We start from the raw sequence: 21,880 nt of genomic DNA on the forward strand, positions 1-21,880 counted from the left end.
GCTGTCACGACTTCACATGGCAAGCCCTCCGGTCCGGTAGCGGACGGAGGGCTTGCATGCCGGCGATAGTCCGGAGTCCTACGTATTTCTACTTCGTTGGTCGTGGTCAATGCCGGCTGAGCTTCCTCAGGCCCGCTTTGGCGGCTTGGCGCTGTACTCGCCAAGGTAACGGTATTTGCCGAAGTAGTAATGCGCCCGGTACCAGCGCCCCTCGATGCGCAGGCCGTTGAGCAGCACACCCTTGACGTCCGCCCCGCTCTGTTTGAGGGCCCGATACGATGCCTGCAGTTCGTTCACGGTGGTCTTCTCGGCGAGCGCCACCAGGAAGACCGCCGCAGCCTTGCCCGCCAGGATGCCGGCGTCGGTGGCGGCCAGGATGGGCGGGGTGTCGATCAGGACCAGGTCGTAGCGCTTGGTGAGTGTGTCGAGCAAGTTCTCCATGGCGGGGCTGAGCAGGACATCCGCCGCATGCGGCGGCTCGCTCCCGGTCGAGATGAAGTCCAGGCCGGGCGCGACCTCTCTCTGCACGACCTGTTCGAACGGCGCGCCCAGCAACAGTTCAGTGAGCCCGGGCGTGCGCTGGGCGCCAAAGCGGCGATGCAGCGATCCGCGCCGCAGGTCGGCGTCAATCAGCAGCACACGCCGGCCGCTGGCGGCGATCGCCGAGAAGTTCGCGCAGATAAAGGACTTGCCGACGCCGGGCGCCGGACCCGTGATGACCACGGTCCGGTTCTTGTTGCCGGCCAGCGCGAACTGCAGGGCGGTGCGGAAACTGCGCAGCGTCTCCACGGCGGGATCGTCCGGCTGCTCGCGTACCAGCAAGCCGCCACCGCTTGCGGCGTCCCGCGTCTGCGCTTCCTGCGGGGCGAAGGGGATCGTGGTGTAGACCACCAGGCCCGTCCTGCGCTCGATCTCGTCGGCGTCCGCGACGCCGCCGTTGAAGGCATGGCGCAGCACCACCGCAGCCAGGCCGGCGATCAGGCCGAGCACGACCGCCAGCGTGGCAATCACCTCGCGGTTCGGGCGGATCGGGCCGAGCGGCACTTCCGCCGCGTCGACCAGGCGCGAGTTGCCCACCTTGCTGGCCTTCATCAGCCTGAGCTGCTGCACATCGTTCAGCAGGGACTGCAGCATTTCGGTGCTGACCTTTACGTCGCGCATCAGGCGCAGCACGTTCTGCTCGACGTCAGGCAGCTTCTGGATGCGGCCCGCCAGGCCGTTGATCTGGGCGTTGACGCTGGCGATCTGGGCGTCGATCAGGGAAATGATAGGGTGGTTGGGCATGAAGCGCGCGTCCAGCTCCTGCCGCTTCTGCCGAAGCTCTTGCAGCTTGGTCTGGAGCTGGACCGACTGGTTCAGCATCAGTTTGGATTCCTCGGGCAGGTCAACCGTGCCGCGCTGGTTGCGCATGGCGTTGTAGCGGTTCTCTGAGGTCTCGACCTGCTGCTTGAGCTGAGGCATTTGCTGTTCCAGGAAGGCCAGCGACTTCTCCGCTTCGGCAGCCTTGCGCAGCACGTTCTGTTCGACATACGCGTTGCCGATCTCGTTGAGCGTGGCCGCCACCATCGCAGGGTCGTCGCCTTCCAGCGAGATGCCGATCACGCCGCTTTGCCTGCCGCGCTCGGTGATCACGAGCTTGCCCTGCAGGCGTGCGATGGCGGTGCTGCGTGGCAGCCGGCGCAGTTCGAACCTGGCGCCGGGGCGTGCGTCGAGCTGGCTCACCAGCAGGCGGACGGCGCCGGCCGGCGTGGCGATCGACAGGGGCGCGCCGACCTTGCCGCTGGCCCTGGCGTCGCCGCCATTGAACGACACCGAATAACCGCCGTTGCCGGTCGCGGTCAGGTCGATCCTGCGGTCTTCCATCGATTCCGGCACCTCCAGCTCCTTGACCGCAATCGATTCGCTGCCCCAGGCATAGCCACCCCAGCCGAACAGGCCCGGGTTGGACAGTTCGCGCTTGAAGTGCGCGATGGTCTGCCCGATCAACGGAAAGTAGCGCGGCTGCGCCTCGACATCCAGATGCAGGGATGCCACGGCCTTGCCCACCACCATGCGCGAACGCAGCAGCTCCATTTCCGCCGTAGCCGCCGGCTTGATGTCCAGCACCGGCGATATCGACGTGGCCAGCTTGCTGGCACCTCCGCCATTGCTCTCTTCCACCTGGACCACGATGTCGGTGCGGTAGACCGGCGAGGCCACCATGGCGTAGAGCAGGCCCAGCGTGACGACGAAGATGGCGACGCCGCAGAACGTCCAACGGTAGCGGACCAGAATGTCGAGGTAGGCGGTCAGGTCGACAGACTTGTCCTGGTCTGCGGCTTCCTCGATCGCGTCATCTCGGTTGGTTATCGTTCTCATGTCGCCTCCCTGTGGCTGTCAATCGACGCAATGGCGTGTTCCTGTTCCAGTTGCGACGACCAGGACAAGATTCCCTGCTTGATCATCTCCAGGACAATGCTGAACATCTGCTGCGAACTGCCGTACGGGTCGGGCACGTCGAGATCCATGCCTTCGCAAAGCCGGAACGTCTTGCCGCGCGACTGCGGGAAGCGCTGTTCGAGCGCTTCCCGCTGGAGGCTCTCCATGACCAGTACCAGGTCGGCGGATTCCACCAGGACGCTATCGACCGCGCGTGCCCGGTGGCCGGCGAGGTCGCAACCCTCGTGGGCCAGCAAGCGCACGGCGCGCGGATCGGCCGCGGCGCCGACAGGCGGCGCGAGCCCGGCCGACGTCACGTCGAAACCGGGCAGGGCGCGGTTGAGCAGCACTGCCGCCATCGGGCTGCGGCAGATATTGCCGAGGCAGACAACGAGGATGGTTCTGGGCATGCCTGTTTCACTCACTTGATCCCTGCCGCAGTGCCGATCAGCGACGTGGACGGCAGCAGCAGGCTCATCACGCGGCTCCAGCGAACCAGGTCGCGGGCGTCGACATAGACCACGTCTTTCGGCTCCAGCTCAAAGCCTTCGGCAATGGCGAGCGCCGCCGGCGAAGTGCCGTCCAGGTGGAACACCGAGGGTTCGCCGTTGGGCGCTTTGCGGATGACGAAGATCTGCTCCGCGTTGGCCGTGCCCGGGTTCACGCCACCGGCGTCACCGAGCGCCTCGTTCAGCGTCATGCGGCCATTGCGCATCAGCAGCGATGTCGGTTTCCCCACCTCGCCGGTCACGAAGATCTTGTTGTCCTCGCGCTGCTCCACGCGCACGATGTCACCGGAGCGCAGCATGATGCGGGCCGGATCGGTGCCCCTTGCCAGCAAGGCCGGGATATTGACGTACCAGCTGCGCTCGCCGCGCGTCACGCGTATGCGGCTGTTGTCGCCGGTCAGGTTCAGCACGCCGCCGGCACGGTTGAGCGCCTCGACCAGCGTCATCGGCGCATCGTCGATGGCGAGCATGCCGGGCGTACGCACTTCGCCGTCGACATAGACGCGCTGGCTGCGGAAGCCCAGCACGCGCACGGTCATTTGTGGATTGCGCACCACGCGGGAGAGGATGCGGGCGGTTTCGTCGCGCACCTGGTTGGCGGTCTTGCCAGCGACCTTGAGCGAGCCGGCATAGGGAAACTGGATGTCTCCCTGTGCGCTCACCACGTAGCCGGGCAGGTTGGAGCCACCGGTCGATGCGGGAATTTCGAAGCTCGCGCCGGGGCTGTAGGTCTGGGTTGGGAAGACCAGTTCGGGGTGGTCCCAGACCACCACTGAAATGATGTCGCCCGGGCCGATCCGGTAAGGCTGCGCCGGGGCATACAGCTCTTCGACGCGCTCATTGGCGGGCTTGATCTTGTGGCGCAGTTGGCGCACCAGATCGAGCGTGATCGGCGTCACGGTGGTGGTCGCGTTGGGCCCGACCGCCTTGACCGGTGCGTTGCTGTCGAAAACCATGCCGGGGGAGGCGGCGCATGCCGTCAGCAGTGCACTGGTCAGGAGAGGCAGCAGCGACGCCGCAGGGCCGCGGCGCCGCGGCTGGTTGGAGCGCTGGATGGCACAGCTGTAGATTGATCTCACGGCGATCTCCTCGCGAAGCGGGCAGGCAACCAGGCCGGTACTTCACCCACGATGCATTAATCGTAGGAATGCCGGCTGAAAGTCTCGGTGCGCTGACACACATTGCTTTCAAGCGAGAGCACCGACTACGGCACGACCGAAAGCAGCACGGCACGGACGGCGGTTCCCCTCCTCCATCAGGAGGAGACGGCCATCTGGATGATGGTGCCGCCACGGCCAGGCTGTAGTCTGCGGGAACACACAGCCGGCACGGCTGCATGTCTGGTCAGCGAATGGAGCATAGGCCACGGCCATGGGGGCAGCCCTGACGGGGCGCCCCGCAGTGTGCGGGGGGCAACAGTGAGCGCGGTTGCTGGGGGGCAGAATACTTAGAATCGGTGCAAGCGCCCGGTCAACCGGGTGGCAGCGCCAGGCGCAGCCGCGGCGACTGAGGTTCAGTGCCGGGAGGCGTCATCAGAACGAAGCGGAGACGGTCCTGGCAAGGCGCGCGGCCCCGGACAGCAACAGTTGTACGGCAGGATCGCGCAACGAAGCCAGCGTGCTTTTGATAGGGGTTCCAACGAAGACCGGCAAGACTGGCAGGTGCGCGCGGCACATCCGGCGGCCCTGCCGGCAACGACTTTTCCGATCTTCTTTCCGGAGAGACCTGGCATGCAAATGCAGATCGCCCGCAATGTATTCTGGCTGGTCTTCGAGCGTGGCCTGCAGGTGGTGTTCGGCATCGTGAGCGTGGCCATGATCGCACGCGCCGTCGGCCCCGAAGGCTTTGCCGAGTTCCAGTACGCTCAGTCGCTGGTGCTGATTGCATCGGCGGTCGCCCTGATCTGTGGCAATGAAGTGGTCATCCCGCGCCTGGTTGCGGACCAGGCGCCGGCCGCGCAACACCGGCTGCTGGCCCATGTATTCGGGCTGCGCGAGATTGCCGCCGTGGTGGGCTACCTGCTGCTTGTGGTGGTCGTGGCAATGACGGAAGACGACGAGGTCATTGTCGTGATCGTTTTCATCACTGGCATCCCCATGCTGTTCCGCGAACCCTTCGGCGCGGTCCGGACCTGGCTGCAGGCGCGTACCGACAGCCGCCCTGCCGTGATCTTCAGCATGGTCGGCCTCGCCTTCCGGATGATTGCGGTCTCCGGGCTCTACCTGGCAGGCACGGACTCCGCGCCGGTCTTTGCCTGGGTGGTGGCGGTGGAGTCGCTGTTGTTTGCCGTGCTGCACGCCCGCTACTACCGCAAGCGCAGCCCCCGCGTGGCGGTCGAGCTTGACTGGTCTCTTGCCAGGAAGCTGTTGCGCGACGGCACGGTGTTCTGGGCGAGCATGATCCTGATGCTCTGCGCCAAGCGCATCGATCAACTCCTGCTCAAGCCGCACATTTCCCTGTTCGAGCTTGGTGGCTATGCCGCCTCCATGCAGGTCCTCGACAACTTCATGATGCTCAGCGCGATCGTCGCGAGCTCGGTGGCGCCGTTGATGATCTACGCGCAGCCGACCTTGACGCTGGTACGGCGCAATGTGCTGTACGTCGTCGCCGGCATGGTCTTCATGGGGGTCGCGGGAGGCGCAGTGCTGGCTTACTGCGCGCCCTGGATCATCGCCCTGATCTACGGCGATCACTATGATGCCGCGGCCAGCCTGCTGCGGCTTTCCGCGATGGCATCCGGGCTGGTGTTCGCTGATGCGGCCCTGTCGCTGCTGGTGATCTACCTGCGCAAGCCGAACTGGCTGGTGGAGAAATGGCTGCTGGTGCTGGGCACCATGATCCTGGTGGATCTGATCGCGATCCCCATCCACGGTGCCCGGGGCGCCGTCTATGGCTATATCGCAGGCAATTTGGTAGCGGTGATTGCCGGCATCGGCTTCTTCATCCGCTCCCGTGAGCCGGTCGCAATGGAGCAGGCGGTGTGACCGGCAGGCGCGCCTGAGGCGGCCAACTCTTGCTTGGGGTTTCGACCATGGAATACGCATCTTCCGCGTGGCATGTCATCAGCGCGACGCTCGTGCTGATGCTGGGCGCACCCGTGGCGGTGAGCATGGGCCGCAAGTTCGGCACCCGGCCGAAATGGGGGCTGTTTCTCTATGTCTGGCACACCATTTTCTGCATCTTCTACGCCAAGCTGGTGATGGAGAGCGGCGGAGACGCCGCGGACTACTTCGAGGCGTCGCTGGCGCCGTCACCCGAGTTTGGCATCGGCACGCGCGCCGTGAGCTACTTCACGCATATCTTTTCCATCTACCTCGGCTTCTCGTACGTGGGGGTGTTCTTTGTCTTCAACATCTTCGGGACGATCGGCCTGCTGGCGTTTGACGCGGTGCTGCGCACGGTGACACAGGACAGGAGCCGATTCCTGCGCAGGCTGGCCGTGGTGATCGTGCTGCTGCCGTCGATCAGCTTCTGGAGCGCCGCCATCGGCAAGGATTCGGTCGCCTTCATGGCCACCAGCCTTGCGCTATGGGCAAGCATGTCCATGCCGCGCCGCAGCTGGCTCATGATCATCGCCATCGCCTGCATGTTCCTGATGCGGCCGCACATCGCGGCGATCATGATCCTGTCGCTCGCTGCCTCAATGGTGTTCTCGGCGAAGGTCCCCTGGAAGTGGCGGGCCGCGCTGGTCAGCGTGGCATTGGCCGCCTCCGCGGCTATCGTGCCGTTCACCATCCAATACGCCGGCCTGGAGATGCCGGCGGACGGCGATTCCATCGAGACCTATGTCGAAAAACGCCAGGGCTACAACCAGCATGGCGGGGGCGGCATCGACATCGGCAGCATGTCGCTGCCGATGCAGCTCTTCACCTATGTCTTCCGGCCCCTGCCGTACGAGGCAAACGGCATCTTCGGCCTGGCGGCGTCGCTGGACAACGTGGTGCTGCTGGTGCTCGCGGTGCTCGGTGTGTGGGGGATGATTCGCCGGCGAGGCGATCGCGTGGTACTGAGGAACGCGGCGTTTCTCTGGATCTACAGCGCCGGCACCTGGCTGATCCTGGCGCCGATGACGGCGAACCTGGGCATCTCCGTGCGGCAGAAGTGGATGTTCGTGCCGATGCTGGTCTGCCTGCTGATCTGCAATGTCAGGGAAAGGCAGGTCAGGCGCCGGGCTTCGGCCGCTGAGTACCAGCCGCTCGGTACCAGCCGCTGAGTTTCAGCCGCTGAGTTTCAGCCGCTTGCCGCCACGTCGGCCCGCCTGGCCATCACCATCATCCGCCGCCCACGCAACAATCCGCGCAGATGGGCGGCGTTGCCCCCTTACCCAGCCCTTGATCCAGTGCTCCGTGCGCGCCTGCCTTGCTGATCTGAGGCGGCTGCGTACTCCCTGTCTCGCGAATCAGTGGGTCGCTCTGATACCTCCACCGGCTTTGCCCTGGCACCAAAGCGGCGATTGATATAAATCCGCATCGGCTTCTCGACGACGAAATGCAGCAGGATGGCGATGCCGACCGTCAACGCCAGCAGCAACGCTGCCTGCGCTACCCCCGGCAGGGCGGCAAGGCTCGCCATCTTGCCCCGCGCGAAGGCGAACATGTATTGCGGAATGCGCTGCACGATATAAATGCAGTAGGAGACCTCGCCGAGGAAGACGAGGCTGCGCAGCGACAGCACGCGGGTAAGAGCATCCTTTTCGTAGGAGAGGAAGAACACCAGCCCGGCCGCGCCGGCGACGAACAGGACATCCAGCCCCAGTCCGACGCCGAGCACGCAGACAGCCAGCGACAGCATGCCGCCAGCGGCGAAACCGTTGTGGCGCGGCATCGCTTCGCGCAGCCGGCAGAGCAGCACCCCCAGCAGGAATTCCGGAACCAGCCGTGCCACGCCGCCGCTCAGCGACAGATGGTCGGGCGCGGTGGCTTCCACTGCCGCGAGGGCCGCCAGGGCCAGGCAGCCGGCCATGGCGATGCGGGCCTTGTTCAGGCGTGGCGCTGCCAGCAGGAACAGCGGGAAGAAGACATAGGCAAACCATTCGGCGCTGACCGACCAGCCGACGTCATTCCACCCGCTCGGCCCGGCGTACTGCCACGCGCCCAGCATCAGCGCTTCCGGCACGAAGCTGGACAAGGTGTAGTTGCCCGTGCCGACGGTGTGCGTATGCAGGCCCAGGTCGCGGACGATCACAGCAAGCGCGAAGGCGAGCAGGCAGAAGAGGTAGACCGGGTAGATGCGGGCGATCCGCGCCACGATGAACTTTTTCCACTGCAGCTGCTGCCCCGGCGCCGGATCGTAGTTGTAGGCGAGGATGAAGCCGCTCAGGATAAAGAAGCCGTCGACGCCCAGGTAGCCATGATCGAAGTACGTGCTGGTGAAGCCGATGTTGAAGAGCATGGCGTCCTGCTCGTAGACATGGAAATAGTGCCTGCACAATACCCATAGGGCCAGGAACAGCCGCAGGCTGGTGAGTGGCTTGAATTGTTGCATCGAACGCTCCCGTTTCTGTCAATGCCGAAGCCGGCTGGTGGCCGGTCTGATAGTCGTGGGTCTGCGCCTGTTGCTTCCGTCACCGCCGCACGCCGGCCTCGGCTGGCGATGTACCGCCTGCAGGCGCAGAGTGCTAATCGGCGGGGCTTTTCGCCTCCTGGAACGCCGCCGCCGGAGGATGCGGTAAGACCCCGGTGCGGCTCTCGGCCAGGGGCTGCGGCACGGCGGGCGCATCGAAGGCACGGCTGCCGCCTTCCGCGGCGTGGCACCGGCTGATATGCCGCGCGATGCGGGGCGCGGCATACTTGGCGCCATAGACAAAGCGCAGTACCGGCCCAAAGCTCAGCGCCGACGCCGGTCCGGTGATATAGAGTCCCGGCATGGCGGATTCGAAGTTGCGCGACACGTCCGACCAGCCATCGACGAGCGACAGCGCGCTGACGATTTCCGGCGACAGGAAGGCATGCCTGGCCAGGTCGACCTTGAACCCGGTGGCGGCGACGACGTGGTCGCCGGTGATGGTTGCCGGTCCGTTCTCACCGTTTACCTCCAGCACCACCTCGTCGTTGCGGATCGCGACGTGCCGGACCGTGGTGTTCATCCGGAGCTCGATCTTGCCGGCCACCCGGTCACGCAGCCACCACGCCCCGGAGGGGCCGAACGAGGCCTCGGCGATGCGCTTGCGCGTTCGCTGCCCGACGCCCCGGAACAGGTACGGGAACTCAGACAGGACATAGGGATACCAGCCCTGGGCCAGCCCGCCCTCGGGACGCAGCATGCGCGACAGCAGGCTGCGTCCGACCTCCGGATCTTCGTTCCAGGAAATGATGCCGCCCCGGACCAGCACACGGACATGGGCGCCCAGTTCGTTGAACAGTGCCGCCAGGCCAAGCGCCGACTGCCCGCCGCCGACGATCACGATGCGCTTGCCCCGGGCCCATGCCAGGTTGCCGATCTCACCTGAGTGCAGCACATGCGGCCTGGGCAGCCCCTGCAGCACCTTCGGCGTCTGCTCGAACCCCTTGAGCCCGAGGGCGACCACCACGCGCCGTGCGGCCAGGGCGCTCCCGTCGCTCAGGGACAGGAGGAAGCCGTCGTCCTGGCGGCGCAACTCCGTGACGTCCACCGGGCGGACGTGGCCAACGAGCTGCGACTGGAACCAGAGCCCGTACTCGACAAACCGTTCAAGCGGCAGGCGCATGCCGATGGGGGCATAGGGCAGGTGCATGAGGCGGCAGTAATCCTCCAGCCGGTAGCCGGCGTGGGGCGCGTACAAGTCGGAGGCGAAGGCCTCCGATCGCATCAGCATCCCGGGCGGCATGAAATTGCGCCAGGCCAGCATGGGTTCCCCCAGCACCTGGTGGGGCACGCCGGCGTCGCTGAGGTGGGCCGAGATCGACAGTCCATACGGGCCAGCCCCGATAATCGTAGTGTCTGTGGTCGAGATCATTGCTGTTCCTGTTGGACCTGGTCGCGGCGCGTGGAAGGAAACCAGCCGCTCCAGTGCAGCAGGAAGCGGTCGAGCGGCATGCTCAGGCAGTAGTGTTGGATGGCAGGCAGCGGGTCATCCCAACGGAAATAACCGTCGAAAATTCGCGCGCCGTGGGGCATCAGGCTGCGCGGCGCGGAACGGAGGAAGGTCGCGCGCCAGACCGCGCCGCCGGGCGGGGGCGTGGCCGCCGGCAGGTCGGGCAGGCCCAGTTCATGCCGGTAGGCCGCCAGCGGGATATTGACCCCGCACAGCGTGGCGATCTCCTCCTGCCAGTCGATCCGCCCGACGGTCGGCTCGATCATCACGAAGCGCCGGTGGATCTCGTCCCACTTGTATTCCATGCTGCCCATGCCGTAGAAGCTGGCGCGCTCGGCGAAGGCCAGCGTGATCGGCTCCAGTTCCTCGCTGGCTTCGGGGGCCGCAACGCAGACGGCGGTGCTGCCGATTTCCGGCGGCCAGCAGGCGAGCTTCCTGCCCGTGAACACCGCCGCGGCCTTGCCATCCATGCCGCGGTAGAAGAGCGTGAAATGGATATTGCTCTGCGGGCCTTCGATCCATTCCTGCGCTACGATGCCGCCAGGGGTGCGCAGCATGGCGCGGGCGTGGGCTTGTCCCTCGGCAAGCGATTGCACGCGGATTGCGCGCTCCTTTTCCCCGGTCAGGGCCTGGCGCTTGTCGTCGGGCTTGATCACGGCGGGATAGCGCAGGCCGGACAGCAGGGGCACGTCGAGTTGTCCGTTCATGATGACCGTGCGCGGCACCGGGAAGCCGTTCTCTTCGGCAAAGCAATGGAAGGCCGACTTGCTGCTGAGCATGCGCACGCCTTGCGCCGGCGGCACGCAGAACCGGAACCATTCCGACAGCTCATCCCGGTTTTCCGAGACGCTGTGCACGGCATCCTCGTCGGTCAGGAACAGGACGGGCCGCTGGCCGAGACGCCGGGCCAGCGCAATCAGGTCTTCGGTGAATTCGCGCCCGACCAGGCTTCGAATGATGTGCCGGCGCGCATGGCGGGACCAGGACGCCGGCGTGGTGTGCCCGGTGTCTGCCAGGAGGACGGGAATCCCCTTGCCCGCCAATGACCGCACTAATCCAAGCCCGCCGAGTTCGCCGCCGACGACTACCGCCGCGGTTGTCTCTGCCGGATCCAGCGTGCTTTTCATCATGATTTCCGGGAAGTGTTAGGCGCTGCACTGAGGCCGGAAGGGGCCAGAAAAAGGGCAGGAAGGGGGTGCCTGGCGAGGTCCGCACGGTCTGCCCGTCGCGTCGATACCGGTGCCCGGCATGCGCACAAGTCGACGAATGCAATCTAGATCGATGCACATGGCTTATCCGTACGAGGACACACACACCGTTTGAAACATCCAGCACGGTCCTGCCGTCCTGTCGACACGGGTGCCGGCAATGCGCACCGGGTCGGCACTGGCAAGCTACCGCGACGCAAACGGGTGATCCGTACGGGGGCACACACATGCCGGCTTTTCCAACACTCGCGCACGGCAGCCGGCGTCACCACAGGCCGGCTACCTACCGAAGGATGATTGCGGCTCCGCCCTAAGGCTAATGTCGGGGCGCTGCATCCCGGCGCCAAATACCAGGAGCCATTGCACCCGATCGCCAGGGAGGAAGACATGTCCTGTCTGTTGCCAGAGACCGCCGCGCGGGAGAGCCTGGTCATCATGGTCACTACAACCGAGCCCGCAGGCTGGGAGCGGTTGGTGGTGCAGCGTCTGCAAGCCTCGGGCACGTGCCGAGTGGTCGAGCGCGCGCTTGGCGCCATGAACGCGCTGGAGGAAGCGAGCGGCACTGCCGATCGGGCGAAGGCGCTGCAGGCGGGCGGGCCGGTGACCGCCATCGTCGACCTGACCGGCAGGCTCGATACCGGCTGGAGCCGCCACGCCGCAGAGGGCGTGTGGCGCCTGTGCGACGCGCGCGGCCTTGCCCCGGGCGACCCGCACCACGGCCTGGAGACCCACGCTAGCGGTGCCGGCATCCGCCTGCACCTGGTGGCCTGGACGCCCTCGCATGCGGTCATGGTCGATACCGCGTCCGGCTATGCCGAACCCTGCGAGAAGGTTCGCCCCGAACGGCTTGCCGTCATGGGTGCGTCGCTGCTTGACGGCGCCCTGCGCGAGATCCGCGCCCTGGGTGGACTGTCGGGGCGCCAGGCGTGGACGGGGTGCCATGGCCGCGTGCCGGCATCGCGGCGCCTGCTCTGGCGCCTGCGCGCCCTCGGCAGTCACGCCATCATCCAGCTCAAGGGATTCGTGCTGGTGGAGGAATGGATGGTGGGCATCGTCGAGATGGCGTTTGCCGACGCCGTGCGCGCGCAGCGCCTGCCGGTGCGCTGGCTCGGCACTCGCATGCCGTCGTACTGCTGGGCCGATCCTTTCGGCGTGCCCGGCAGTCCGGACGAGATCTATTGCGAGGAAGTCGACTTGCGGCAGAACATTGGCCGCATCGTCAGGCTCAAGCTGGACGCGCACGAGGCGCCGTCCAGCGCGGGGCAGGTCGATCTCGGGCTGCCGGGGCACCTGTCGTTCCCGTATCTGTTTCGCCATGACGGGGCGCTGTACTGCGTGGCGGAGTCTTCGCAGAGCCGGCGCTGCGTGCTGAACCGGCAGGAGGAAGGCGGGCGCTGGCAGCAGGTCGCGGTGCTGCTGGAGGACGTGGCCGCAGTCGACCCGACCATCTTCGCGCATGAAGGCCGTTTCTGGCTGTTGTACACCGACGTCGCGATGGGGCAGTTCGACAACGTATGCCTGTGCTATGCGGATAACCTGCTCGGCCCCTGGCAGCCGCACCCGCAGAACCCGGTCAAGTTCGACCACGGCTCGGCGCGCGCGGCCGGCTCGGTCATGCGGGAAGCAGACGGGCTGCTGCGAGTGGCGCAGGTCTGCAAGACCGGCTACGGGCAGGCCATCGCCGTCAACCGCATCGTGCACTGCACGCCCGAGTTCTATCGGGAGGAGACGGTGGGGGTCATCAGCCCGGCGGGGGATCGTGTCAACCCGCACGGCTTGCACACCTTGTCGGCGTGGGGCGGGCGCGTCGTGGTGGACGGCAAGCGCCATGGTTTCAATGGCGGCGTGCTGTGGCACAGGATCGTGTCGCGCGCCGCCCGCGCCTTGCGCCTGCCGCTGCCTACTCGAACCCCATCTCGCGCAGCATCACGGCGTTGACCTTGCGCACGTCGTACTTGGACTCGGCGATCTGACGCGAGCGCTGGCCCATGCGCACGACTTGCTCCCAGTCCTCGATCAGCTGCATCATGGCCTGCTCCAGCGCGCCCACGGACTTGACCGGCACCAGCAGGCCGTTGTCGCCGTCAACCACCGTCTCGCGGCAGCCTGGCGCATCGGTGGTGATGATGGGACGGCCCATCGCCATGGCTTCCAGCACAGAGCGCGGCGTGCCTTCACCGTAGGAAGGCAGCACGTAGACGTTGCAGCCGGCAATGGCGGGGCGCACGTCGGACAGGCGGCCGAGGAAGTCGACGGTTCCGTCCGCGACCCATGCGTCCAGCTCGTCCTGGGCGATGGCGTCGGGGCTGGCATCGATCCAGCCCACCAGGCTGAAGCGCGCACCGGCGCCCCGCGCCCGGATTCTTCGCGCGGCCTCGGCATACTCGCGCACGCCCTTGTCGCCCAGCAGGCGGGCGATCAGCAGGAAGCGCGGGCCGTCGTCGGGCAGGGGCGCGACCTCGAAGCTCGCCACGTCCACGCCGGAACCATTGACAATGCACGAACGCTTGCCGGCCGGCAGGATTTCCGCGCGGCGGAACAGCGCCTCGTCATCGGGATTCTGGAAAAAGGTCGTATGGGCGCGGCTGAGCGCCAGCGCGTAGAGCCGCTGCACCACCGCGCGCAGCCGGCTTCTGCCGCTGTCCTCGCGAAAGGCATAGCCCAGCCCGGTGATCAGCGCGAAGCGGCGCGGCACGCGCGCCAGCCAGCCCGCCAGCATGCCGTAGATCACCGGCTTGATGGTGTAGCTCATCACGCAGGCGGGCCTGACCCGCCGCATCAGCCGATGCAGGGCGAGCAGCGTGCGCGCGTCGGCCAGCGGGTTCATCCCGGTACGCTGGAGCGGGACGTGATGCACGACCACGCCACGCGATTCCAGCGCGGCGCGCACCTGGTGCCCCGCTGGCAGGTCGGGCGCGGCGATATGCACCTCCAGGCCCTTTTGCTGCAGCGCTGCGATGAGCGGGCCGCGAAACGCGATCAGTGACTCGGCATAGCTGGCGATCATCAGGAAACGCATGCGGGACTCCTTTCCTGTGCGGTCTGGTGCGCGAGCCATGCCTGGAACATCAGCACGCACCAGAGCTGATGCTGCCAGTTGCGCCGCCCGGAAAGATGCTCGGCCCAGCGCTTGCGTATCGGCTCCGTGTTCAGGTAGCCCTCGCGCCGCAGGCGCCGGGGATCGATCAGGTCCTCGGCCCAGTCGCGCAGCGGCCCGCGCAGCCACGCGTCGATCGGAATGCCGAAGCCCATCTTGGGCCGCTCGATCAGCGTGCGCGGCACATAGCGGTCCAGCACCTGGCGCAGCACCCATTTGGTGGTATAGCCCCGTGCTTCCCTGCGCAACTTGTACGCCAGCGGCAGGCGCCACGCGAATTCGACCACGCGGTGGTCGAGGAACGGTATGCGGGTCTCAAGGCTGTGATGCATGGCTGCGCGGTCGACCTTGGCCAGGATGTCGTTGGGCAGGTAGCTCAGCATGTCCAGCGCCATCATCCGCTCCACGTCGGTCAAGGCGCTGAAGGCCTGCGCGCTGCCGTCCAGCACCGTGGCCGCCTCCGCGCCGCCGACGACGAGCATCTCCGGGTGGGGCCAGTGGGACACCATGCCGCGGTACAGCTCGGCCGACGAGCGCGCCGCCATGACGCCGGCGCCCTTGTGGATCTTCTCGCCCACATTGGCCCAGCGCGAGGCGACGGGGAACGCGGCTGCGATCCGGTTGATGCGGTCTGGCGGGCATCGTGTCAGGCTCCATGCCGCAGCTGCCCGTAGCGGGGCGGGAATGCGCGAGAGCCGGGGCCACAACTCGGCCGTGATCTGGTAGCGGTTATAGCCGCCGAACAGTTCGTCGCCCGCGTCGCCGGAAAGCGAAACGGTGACATGCCGCCGCGCCAGCTCGCTGACCAGCAGCGTCGGAATCTGCGAAGAGTCGGCGAATGGTTCGTCGTAGATCCGGGGCAGGCCGGGGATGACCGCCATCGCATGTTCGGGCGTGACGTACAGCTCGGTATGGCTCGTGCCAAGATGCCGCGCCACCGCCTTCGCGTGTGGGGCTTCGCTGTAGTCGGAATTATGAAAGCCAATGGAGAAGGTGCGGATAGGCTGCGACGATTGCGACTGCATCAATGCCACCACCGTCGAGGAATCGATCCCGCCGGACAGGAAGGCACCGAGCGGGACGTCCGCCATCATCTGGCGGCTTACCGCATCACGCAACAGCATCTCCAGCTGGTCCACGGCTTCGTCCGGGCTCCCGGCGAAAGGATGCTGAACGCCGTCAAGCGCGGCCTCGGCACCGGACCAGTAGGGCCGCAGCACGGGCTCAGGCGCCCCCAGCGAGACCGTCAGCAGATGCGCCGGCGGCAGCTTGGCGACATTGTGGTAGATCGAATGGCTGCCGCTCACATTGTTGTGGCGCATATACAGGCACAGCGCGTCGCGGTTGATGCGGCCCTCGAACGCCGGGTGCGGGCGCAGCGCCTTGAGTTCCGACCCGAACAGGAAGGCACGGCCCCTGCCGGTTGCCTGCCAGCCGTAGTAGAGCGGCTTTTCGCCGAGCCGGTCGCGCGCCAGTGTCAGCGTGCAGGTCCGCCGGTCCCACAGCGCAAACGCAAACATGCCCACGGCGCGCCGGACCGTGGCCTCGGCGCCCCAGGCGTCGATGCCGGCAAGCAGCGTTTCGGTGTCGGAGTGGCCGCGCCACCGGGGCGCGACGCCGGCACGCTCCAGCTCGGCGCGGATGTCCAGGTGGTTGTAGATCTCGCCGTTGAAGGCAATGACATGGCGGCCGCTGGCGGCGGTCATGGGCTGGTGTCCGGCCGCGGACAGATCGACGATCGCCAGGCGGCGGTGGGCCAGCCCGAACGGCTGGTCCGGATCGCACCAGGTGTCGCCATGGTCCGGTCCGCGGTGGCGGATCTGGTTGGCCATGTCGGCGAGCAAGTCCGCCCGGTCGGCGAGGGTGGCGGGCAAGCCGCCAAGAAATCCTGCAAATCCGCACATGGCTATGTCCCGGTTGTGCTCAGGCGTTCAGTGCCTGCTGCATCTGCACGTACCAAGGCATCGCCTCGGCCAGCCCGTCGCGGACGCGGTGGGTGGGCAGGTATCCCAGCAGGCGTTGTGCCTTGCCGATGTCGGCCTGGCTGTGGCGCACGTCTCCGGCCCGGAAGCCGCGATAGACCGGCTCGGTGCCGGCGGCGACGCCGTAGGGCCGCAGCCCGTCGCGAAGCAGCTCGAACAATGTGGCCAACGTGGTGCGGTCGCCGACCGCCACGTTGTAGACCTGGCTGTCCCCCTCGCAGTGGTCGCTGGCGGCGGCGAGCAGGTTGGCCTGCACGGCGTTCGCGACGTAGCAGAAATCGCGGCTGGTTTCTCCGTCGCCGTTGATGTAGACGGCCTCGTGCCGTAGCAGGGCTGCGATCCATTTGGGAATCACCGCCGCATAGGCACCATTGGGATCCTGGCGCGGCCCGAACACGTTGAAGTAGCGCAGCCCAGTGGCATGCACGCCGTAGCATCGGTGGAAGACGTCGGCATACAGCTCGTTGGCGTACTTGGTGACCGCGTAGGGGCTCAGCGGCTTGCCGATGCGGTCTTCCACTTTCGGCAGGCCCGGGTGGTCGCCGTAGGTGCTGCTGCTCGCCGCATAGACGAAGGTACTGACCTGCGCGTCGCGGGCGGCGACCAGCAGGTTCAGGAATCCGCTGATATTGACGCTGTGAGTCGCGATTGGGTCTTCCAGGCTGCGCGGCACGGAGCCGAGCGCCGCCTGGTGCAGCACGAAGTCCACCGGGTACAGGCCGTTGGCTGCGCCCTCGCGCCCGGGCGCGCAAAAGCGCATGGCGCTGCGGCAGTGCTCGAGGTTGCGGATATCGCCTTCGATAAAGCGGAAATTGGCCCACTGCCGGGGCGACACCAGCGCCTCGACCTCGATGAGGTTGCGGCGGTGCCCGGTGGAGAAGTTGTCCAGGCCGACCACGCGCTGGTCGAGGCGCAACAGCGTTTCCAGCAGGTTGCTGCCGATGAATCCGGCGACGCCGGTGACAAGCCACGTGCGCGGCGTGGCGGCCAGGCGGGCCTTGAGGTGCGCGTAGGCGTTCTCTTGCATGGGGACGGTGGTTCCGTTGCGCCGCTTCCGGCGGGTTTTCCGTGCGTGACCGCAAGGCGGCTACAGGCGTGCGTCGATTTCGCTCCTCGGCAGGATGCCCTTGACGTCGAACAGCACCGCATGCGCCTTGCCGAGAGCCTTGATCGCCCGCACGCCCATGGTGACGAACTGGTGGTGCGCGACCGCCAGCACGATGGCGTCGTACTGGTCGTTGCGCGGGGCCTCGCGCAGGCAGGACAGGCCGTATTCGTGCTCGGCGTCTTCGATATTGATCCACGGGTCGTAGACATCGACCTGAGCGTTGTAGCTGCGCAGCGTGGTCACGATGTCCACGGCCTTGGTGTTGCGCACGTCCGGGCAGTTCTCCTTGAACGTCAGGCCGAGCACCAGCACGCGGCTGTCGAGCACCGGAATGCCCCGGCGCAGCATCAGCTTCACCACCTCGTCGGCAACGTGGATCGCCATCTTGTCGTTGATGCGCCGGCCTGCCAGGATGACCTGCGGGTGATAGCCGACCTCCTGCGCCTTGTGCGTCAGATAGTAGGGATCGACCCCGATGCAGTGCCCGCCGACCAGGCCCGGGCGGAACGGCAGGAAATTCCACTTGGTGCCGGCGGCCCGCAGCACTTCGAGCGTGTCGATGCCCAGCTTGTGGAACAGCAGGCTGAGTTCGTTCATCAGCGCGATGTTGACATCGCGCTGGGTGTTCTCGATGACCTTGGCCGCCTCCGCCACGCGGATGCTGCTGGCGCGGTGCGTGCCGGCCACGATGATCCTGCCGTAGAGCTTGTCGATGGCCTCGCTCGCCTCGGGCGTGCTGCCGCTGGTGACCTTGCGGATATCCGGCAGCCGGTGCTCCTTGTCGCCGGGGTTGATGCGCTCCGGGCTGTAGCCGCAGAAGAAGTCCACGTTGAACTTCAGGCCGCTGTGCCTCTCCAGCACCGGCACGCAGATTTCCTCGGTGGCGCCCGGGTAGACGGTCGATTCGTAGATCACCACGGCGCCCGGCGCCATCGCCCTGCCCACGGTCTCGCTCGCCAGGATCAGCGGCGTCAGGTCGGGGCGCTTGGCCCGGTCCACCGGTGTGGGCACGGTCACGATAAAGACCTGGCAGTCCCTCAGCGCTTCGGGATCGTTGCTGTAGCGCAGGTGGTGCGCGCTGCGCAGCTCGTCCGGGCTGACCTCCAGCGTGGCGTCGTGGCCGGCGCGCAGTGCTTCGATGCGTGCGGCATTGACGTCGAAGCCCAGCACGGGCTGCTGCTTGCCGAACTCCACCGCGAGCGGCAGGCCGACATAGCCCAGCCCTATGATGGCGACTTGTGCGTGACTGAGTTCCATGACCGTGATCTTCCGAGTAGTCGAGCCTGTCGTCGTCGGCATGGAAAGGCAGACTCGTTGAAATTATCGTGCGCGGGCGGCGTGCCGTGCGCGGCGGTTCGTGTCTTGACGTACACAAGCCCGCAGCCGTGCGGCAGTGGTGGCCCGCGTCATGCCATGCCGATTTCGCTGGTGGTGGTTTCTCCGGATGTGCCGGACAGCAGGCGTTCCCAGTGCGTGCCGATTTCGCCCGGCGTGAACCTTTGTGCGTGACGGCGGCCCGCTTCGGACAGGCGGGCCGCCAGTTCGGGACTGGTGATGACCGCCGCGATCCCACGCGCCAGCGCGGCGGGGTCGTCGACCGGACTGAGCTGGGCGTTTTCTCCGTGAGTGAGCATGGCCTTCACCCCGGTCTCGCAGTTGGTGGCGACCACCGGCAGGCCATATGCCATCGCCTCCAGCAACACCAGCGAAAAGCCTTCAAAGCGGGAACTGAGGCACAAGAGAGAGGCGTCGCGGTACACCGACTCGATATCGCTGCGTGCCGGTTCGATGTGTACGCAGTCCTGCAGGCAGAGCCGGTCGCGCAGCTGTGTCAGGGATTCGAGCAACTCGCCGTTGCCCACGATCCGCAGCCGCCAGTCCGGAAACGTCGTGGCGATGGGCACCCACGCTTGCAGCAGCACGTCGAAGCCTTTGACGTCGGCCAGGCGCCCCACGGCAACAGCGGTGCGGGACGTGCGCGCAGCCGGCTCGGCGGGGATGGGGAAGGTCAGGATATTGGGGATGACGTCGATATTGGTGCAATGCAGGCTGCGTACCCATTTCTCGCGGTCCAGCTCGGTCAGCACCACGATCCGCTCGCAGGTGCGTGCGGCGAGGCGGCGCGCGATGCTGCGCAGCGGCAGGCCCAGGTCCTGGTCGAAGTTGCAATGCTCCCAGGCAATGCGGCGCATGCCCAGCCCCAGGCATGCCGGCAGGGTGAACAGCGTCAGCAAGGGGTCGACTTCCACCAGCACCGCAATCTTGTGCTGCCGGAGGTAGCGCCGCAGGCGCGCGATGGTGGGCAGGAATTGCGAACGGAAGGAAGGGCGCCGATCGAACAGGGCGTCGTGCCGGACCGCCGGATCGAGCCGGAAGCAGCTGCGGGGATCGCACAGGCTGAGGATGTGGATGTCGTGGCCGCGCCGCGCCAGCTCGTTCGCCACCGTGGCGGCCATGCGCTCGGCCCCGCCGAATACGTTCAGCGTGCCGGTCAGGAAGCAGATCGCCGGCGCCGCCGTCGCGTCGGCGTCCTGGTGCCGGCCCGGGCTACTGGTAGCGCGCGGCCGCATCGGTGGCCTCCACGTGTGGCGCCGCGCCGGCGCTGGCGAGCCTTGCATACAGGTGCAGCCACTCGCGGGCAATGACCTCGATGTTGAATGCCGCCGCGATATGCTGGTGCCGCGCCGCTTCGTCGACAGGCTCACCGCGCCCGTGCGCGACCGCGTCGCGAATGGCGCGCGCCAATGCCGCGGTATCGCCACGAGGGACCAGGGTGCCGATGGTGCCGAGCATGGCCGGGACGCCCGAGGCATCCGTGGCGACCACCGGGCATCCGCACGCCAACGCTTCGCCCACGACCAGCGGCATCCCTTCGATCAGGGACGACAGCACGAACAGATCCGCCGCATTCAGCAGCGCCGGCACGTCCGCCCGCTGGCCCAGCAGACGCACGCGCCCGCTCAGCCCGTACTGTGCGATGCGCTGCGCCAGGGCATCGCGCAGCGGCCCGTCGCCAGCGATCATCAGCAACGTGCCGGGCCCGGGGCACGCCTGCGCGAAGGCATCGATGAGGTCGGCCTGGGCCTTGTCCGGCACCAGCCGGCCAACGTTGAGGACGAACCGGTCGCCCGGGCCCAGGCCGAGCCCGGCACGGGTGGCGGCGCGCTGTTCAGCGCTGGGCCGGTAGCGGGTGGTATCGAAGCCGTTGGGCATGTAGATGATGCGCGTCTCAGGGGCCGCCCGCACCTCGATCATGCGCTGCCGGCCTTCGTTGCTGACCTGGGTGGTGAGATCGGCCCAGCGGTCGGTGAGGCGGTACGCCAGCATGCGCCAGGTGCTGCCCTCCATGTAGTTGTGCGCCGTGCAGATCGTGGCGGGGACCGGGCACACGCGTGTCAGCAGGCGCGCGACCAGGTTGGCGTGAACCAAGTGGGCATGGATGACGTCGGGGCGCCAGCGCAGCACGAACCGCCGGACCTGCATGAGGGTGGCCAGCAATGCCAGCGGGGTCTTGCGTATCGCCAGCATCAGGGTCTCGACGCCTTCCGGAAGCTTCACCTCGCAGCCCGGCATCAGGCTGATCACTGAGACCGCGTGTCCCAGCGACAGGTACTGGCGCGCGAGCGCGGCCACCTGCTGTTCCGCGCCCCCCATCTGCAGGCAGGTGATGAGCAGGGTGATCCGCATTGGCCCGGCTGGCTTTCCGGATTGGCTCTGGTCCATCCTGTCTCCTCGGCATGGTTGATGCGGTCCCAGGCACGCTACCGCTGCCGGAGCGCGGCATCTGTTCGGCGTCGAACGCAGGCGCTTGCCCCCTGCGCCATGACGGCCGGCGAGGTTCTGTGGTGTACGACACGTTCCCGCGCGCTCGGGTGGTTCACAGGGACGGGCGAATCGGATTTCATATCTCCTGTACATGGCACAGGCGGCGGGAATCGATCATGAAGCGCGTTCTGGATGTTGTCCTCACGTCGGTGGCGCTGGTGGTGCTGGCGCTGCCCTTGCTGGTCGTGATGGGGCTGGTTCGCTGGAAGCTTGGCGGTCCGGTCTTCTTCCGGCAGACGCGGGCAGGCCTCGACGGCAAGCCCTTCGAAGTCATCAAGTTCCGCACCATGACGGATGAGCGCGGTCCCGATGGCGAACTGCTGCCCGACGCGCAACGGATCACGCCGTTCGGCTGGATGATCCGGCGCACCAGCATCGACGAACTGCCGGAGCTCTGGTGCGTCCTGAAGGGCGAGATGAGCCTGGTCGGGCCGCGCCCGCTGCCCACGTTCTACCTGCCCCTCTACTCGCCAGAACAGGCGCGGCGGCTGCTGGTCCTGCCGGGCATCACGGGCTGGGCGCAGGTCAACGGGCGCAATTCGCTGAGCTGGGAGGAGAAGTTCCGGCTGGACGTCTGGTACGTGGATCACCAGTCGTTCTGGCTCGATCTCAGGATCCTGTGGCGAACCATCGGCACGGTGCTGGCCAAGGAAGACATCAGTGCCGCCGGCGAAGTCTCGGCGACCCGCTTCTGCGGGAGCAAGGAGGCGCCATAGACGCC

The 21,880-nt window shown here is 66.8% G+C and carries 16 protein-coding genes; 4 read left to right on the forward strand and 12 right to left on the reverse strand.

Translation table 11 applies throughout. The features are described 5' to 3' along the window. Positions 1-126: 126 nt before the first annotated feature. The 3 genes from AC1Q7H_RS13165 to AC1Q7H_RS13175 are packed head-to-tail and all read right to left on the reverse strand — an operon-like array spanning position 127 to position 4,006. The gene (locus AC1Q7H_RS13165) at positions 127-2,358 is read right to left on the reverse strand and encodes a polysaccharide biosynthesis tyrosine autokinase (RefSeq protein WP_211979518.1); all 2,232 of its coding nucleotides are present in this window, start codon (positions 2,356-2,358) and stop codon (positions 127-129) included. Then, complete coding sequence (locus AC1Q7H_RS13170; protein WP_013951738.1) at positions 2,355-2,828, reverse strand: low molecular weight protein-tyrosine-phosphatase; 474 nt, start codon at positions 2,826-2,828, stop codon at positions 2,355-2,357. Before AC1Q7H_RS13170 ends, AC1Q7H_RS13165 begins: the two co-directional genes overlap by 4 nt. Positions 2,829-2,839: 11 nt before the next feature. Then, positions 2,840-4,006, reverse strand: coding sequence for a polysaccharide biosynthesis/export family protein (locus AC1Q7H_RS13175; protein ID WP_211979519.1), 1,167 nt, complete (start codon positions 4,004-4,006; stop codon positions 2,840-2,842). 651 nt (positions 4,007-4,657) lie between these two features. On the opposite strand from AC1Q7H_RS13175, the gene AC1Q7H_RS13180 reads away from it, so the two are divergent. Together AC1Q7H_RS13180 and AC1Q7H_RS13185 are read left to right on the forward strand one after the other, a co-directional pair. After that, positions 4,658-5,911, forward strand: a complete 1,254-nt coding sequence (locus tag AC1Q7H_RS13180) for an oligosaccharide flippase family protein (RefSeq protein ID WP_013951740.1) — start codon at positions 4,658-4,660, stop codon at positions 5,909-5,911. Positions 5,912-5,958: 47 nt separating this feature from the next. Continuing rightward, positions 5,959-7,140: a hypothetical protein gene (locus AC1Q7H_RS13185; RefSeq protein WP_153954309.1), complete on the forward strand. Its 1,182-nt coding sequence runs from the start codon at positions 5,959-5,961 to the stop codon at positions 7,138-7,140. Positions 7,141-7,247: 107 nt separating this feature from the next. Here the strand turns inward: AC1Q7H_RS13185 and AC1Q7H_RS13190 are convergent, their stop codons facing one another. The 3 genes from AC1Q7H_RS13190 to AC1Q7H_RS13200 form a co-directional block, all read right to left on the reverse strand. Continuing rightward, positions 7,248-8,411 carry an acyltransferase family protein gene (locus tag AC1Q7H_RS13190; protein WP_013951742.1) on the reverse strand — a complete coding sequence of 388 codons (1,164 nt, stop codon included), beginning with the start codon at positions 8,409-8,411 and terminating at the stop codon, positions 7,248-7,250. Between the two features lie 133 nt (positions 8,412-8,544). Continuing rightward, a complete protein-coding gene (locus AC1Q7H_RS13195; protein ID WP_492378460.1) occupies positions 8,545-9,861 on the reverse strand; it encodes an NAD(P)-binding domain-containing protein in 1,317 nt (438 codons plus the stop codon). After that, positions 9,858-11,069, reverse strand: a complete 1,212-nt coding sequence (locus AC1Q7H_RS13200) for a carboxylate--amine ligase (RefSeq protein WP_153954311.1) — start codon at positions 11,067-11,069, stop codon at positions 9,858-9,860. Before AC1Q7H_RS13200 ends, AC1Q7H_RS13195 begins: the two co-directional genes overlap by 4 nt. A 465-nt stretch (positions 11,070-11,534) precedes the next feature. On the opposite strand from AC1Q7H_RS13200, the gene AC1Q7H_RS13205 reads away from it, so the two are divergent. Further along, positions 11,535-13,085, forward strand: a complete 1,551-nt coding sequence (locus AC1Q7H_RS13205; RefSeq protein ID WP_492381382.1) for a glucosamine inositolphosphorylceramide transferase family protein — start codon at positions 11,535-11,537, stop codon at positions 13,083-13,085. Here the strand turns inward: AC1Q7H_RS13205 and AC1Q7H_RS13210 are convergent. From AC1Q7H_RS13210 to AC1Q7H_RS13235, 6 genes are all read right to left on the reverse strand, one after another. Next, positions 13,048-14,166: a glycosyltransferase family 4 protein gene (locus AC1Q7H_RS13210; RefSeq protein WP_013951746.1), complete on the reverse strand. Its 1,119-nt coding sequence runs from the start codon at positions 14,164-14,166 to the stop codon at positions 13,048-13,050. The genes AC1Q7H_RS13205 and AC1Q7H_RS13210 overlap by 38 nt on opposite strands. Then, complete coding sequence (asnB, locus tag AC1Q7H_RS13215; protein WP_211979520.1) at positions 14,154-16,148, reverse strand: asparagine synthase (glutamine-hydrolyzing); 1,995 nt, start codon at positions 16,146-16,148, stop codon at positions 14,154-14,156. Before asnB ends, AC1Q7H_RS13210 begins: the two co-directional genes overlap by 13 nt. A 19-nt stretch (positions 16,149-16,167) precedes the next feature. Next, positions 16,168-17,253, reverse strand: a complete 1,086-nt coding sequence (locus AC1Q7H_RS13220; RefSeq protein WP_013951748.1) for an NAD-dependent epimerase/dehydratase family protein — start codon at positions 17,251-17,253, stop codon at positions 16,168-16,170. Between the two features lie 60 nt (positions 17,254-17,313). Beyond that, entirely contained in the window at positions 17,314-18,591 is a 1,278-nt protein-coding gene (locus AC1Q7H_RS13225) for a nucleotide sugar dehydrogenase (RefSeq protein ID WP_041228496.1), read from the reverse strand. 149 nt (positions 18,592-18,740) lie between these two features. After that, positions 18,741-19,904: a glycosyltransferase family 4 protein gene (locus AC1Q7H_RS13230; protein ID WP_153954317.1), complete on the reverse strand. Its 1,164-nt coding sequence runs from the start codon at positions 19,902-19,904 to the stop codon at positions 18,741-18,743. Further along, positions 19,882-21,057, reverse strand: a complete 1,176-nt coding sequence (locus AC1Q7H_RS13235; protein WP_492381383.1) for a glycosyltransferase — start codon at positions 21,055-21,057, stop codon at positions 19,882-19,884. Before AC1Q7H_RS13235 ends, AC1Q7H_RS13230 begins: the two co-directional genes overlap by 23 nt. 218 nt (positions 21,058-21,275) lie before the next feature. On the opposite strand from AC1Q7H_RS13235, the gene AC1Q7H_RS13240 reads away from it, so the two are divergent. Next, positions 21,276-21,875: a sugar transferase gene (locus AC1Q7H_RS13240; protein ID WP_013951752.1), complete on the forward strand. Its 600-nt coding sequence runs from the start codon at positions 21,276-21,278 to the stop codon at positions 21,873-21,875. Positions 21,876-21,880: the final 5 nt, after the last annotated feature.

The sequence above is a fragment of the Cupriavidus sp. GW823-FHT06D04 genome, from assembly GCF_058795055.1.

Excerpts from the sequence above, each read along its gene's own strand:
- AC1Q7H_RS13185 (WP_153954309.1), top strand. The coding sequence starts at position 5,959 with ATGGAATACGCATCTTCCGCGTGGCATGTCATCAGCGCGACGCTCGTG.
- AC1Q7H_RS13200 (WP_153954311.1), bottom strand. The coding sequence starts at position 11,069 with ATGATGAAAAGCACGCTGGATCCGGCAGAGACAACCGCGGCGGTAGTC.
- AC1Q7H_RS13180 (WP_013951740.1), top strand. The coding sequence starts at position 4,658 with ATGCAAATGCAGATCGCCCGCAATGTATTCTGGCTGGTCTTCGAGCGT.
- AC1Q7H_RS13225 (WP_041228496.1), bottom strand. The coding sequence starts at position 18,591 with ATGGAACTCAGTCACGCACAAGTCGCCATCATAGGGCTGGGCTATGTC.
- AC1Q7H_RS13240 (WP_013951752.1), top strand. The coding sequence starts at position 21,276 with ATGAAGCGCGTTCTGGATGTTGTCCTCACGTCGGTGGCGCTGGTGGTG.
- AC1Q7H_RS13195 (WP_492378460.1), bottom strand. The coding sequence starts at position 9,861 with ATGATCTCGACCACAGACACTACGATTATCGGGGCTGGCCCGTATGGA.
- AC1Q7H_RS13230 (WP_153954317.1), bottom strand. The coding sequence starts at position 19,904 with ATGCGGCCGCGCGCTACCAGTAGCCCGGGCCGGCACCAGGACGCCGAC.
- AC1Q7H_RS13220 (WP_013951748.1), bottom strand. The coding sequence starts at position 17,253 with ATGCAAGAGAACGCCTACGCGCACCTCAAGGCCCGCCTGGCCGCCACG.
- AC1Q7H_RS13170 (WP_013951738.1), bottom strand. The coding sequence starts at position 2,828 with ATGCCCAGAACCATCCTCGTTGTCTGCCTCGGCAATATCTGCCGCAGC.
- AC1Q7H_RS13165 (WP_211979518.1), bottom strand. The coding sequence starts at position 2,358 with ATGAGAACGATAACCAACCGAGATGACGCGATCGAGGAAGCCGCAGAC.
- AC1Q7H_RS13235 (WP_492381383.1), bottom strand. The coding sequence starts at position 21,057 with ATGGACCAGAGCCAATCCGGAAAGCCAGCCGGGCCAATGCGGATCACC.
- AC1Q7H_RS13205 (WP_492381382.1), top strand. The coding sequence starts at position 11,535 with ATGTCCTGTCTGTTGCCAGAGACCGCCGCGCGGGAGAGCCTGGTCATC.
- AC1Q7H_RS13190 (WP_013951742.1), bottom strand. The coding sequence starts at position 8,411 with ATGCAACAATTCAAGCCACTCACCAGCCTGCGGCTGTTCCTGGCCCTA.
- AC1Q7H_RS13210 (WP_013951746.1), bottom strand. The coding sequence starts at position 14,166 with ATGCGTTTCCTGATGATCGCCAGCTATGCCGAGTCACTGATCGCGTTT.
- asnB (WP_211979520.1), bottom strand. The coding sequence starts at position 16,148 with ATGTGCGGATTTGCAGGATTTCTTGGCGGCTTGCCCGCCACCCTCGCC.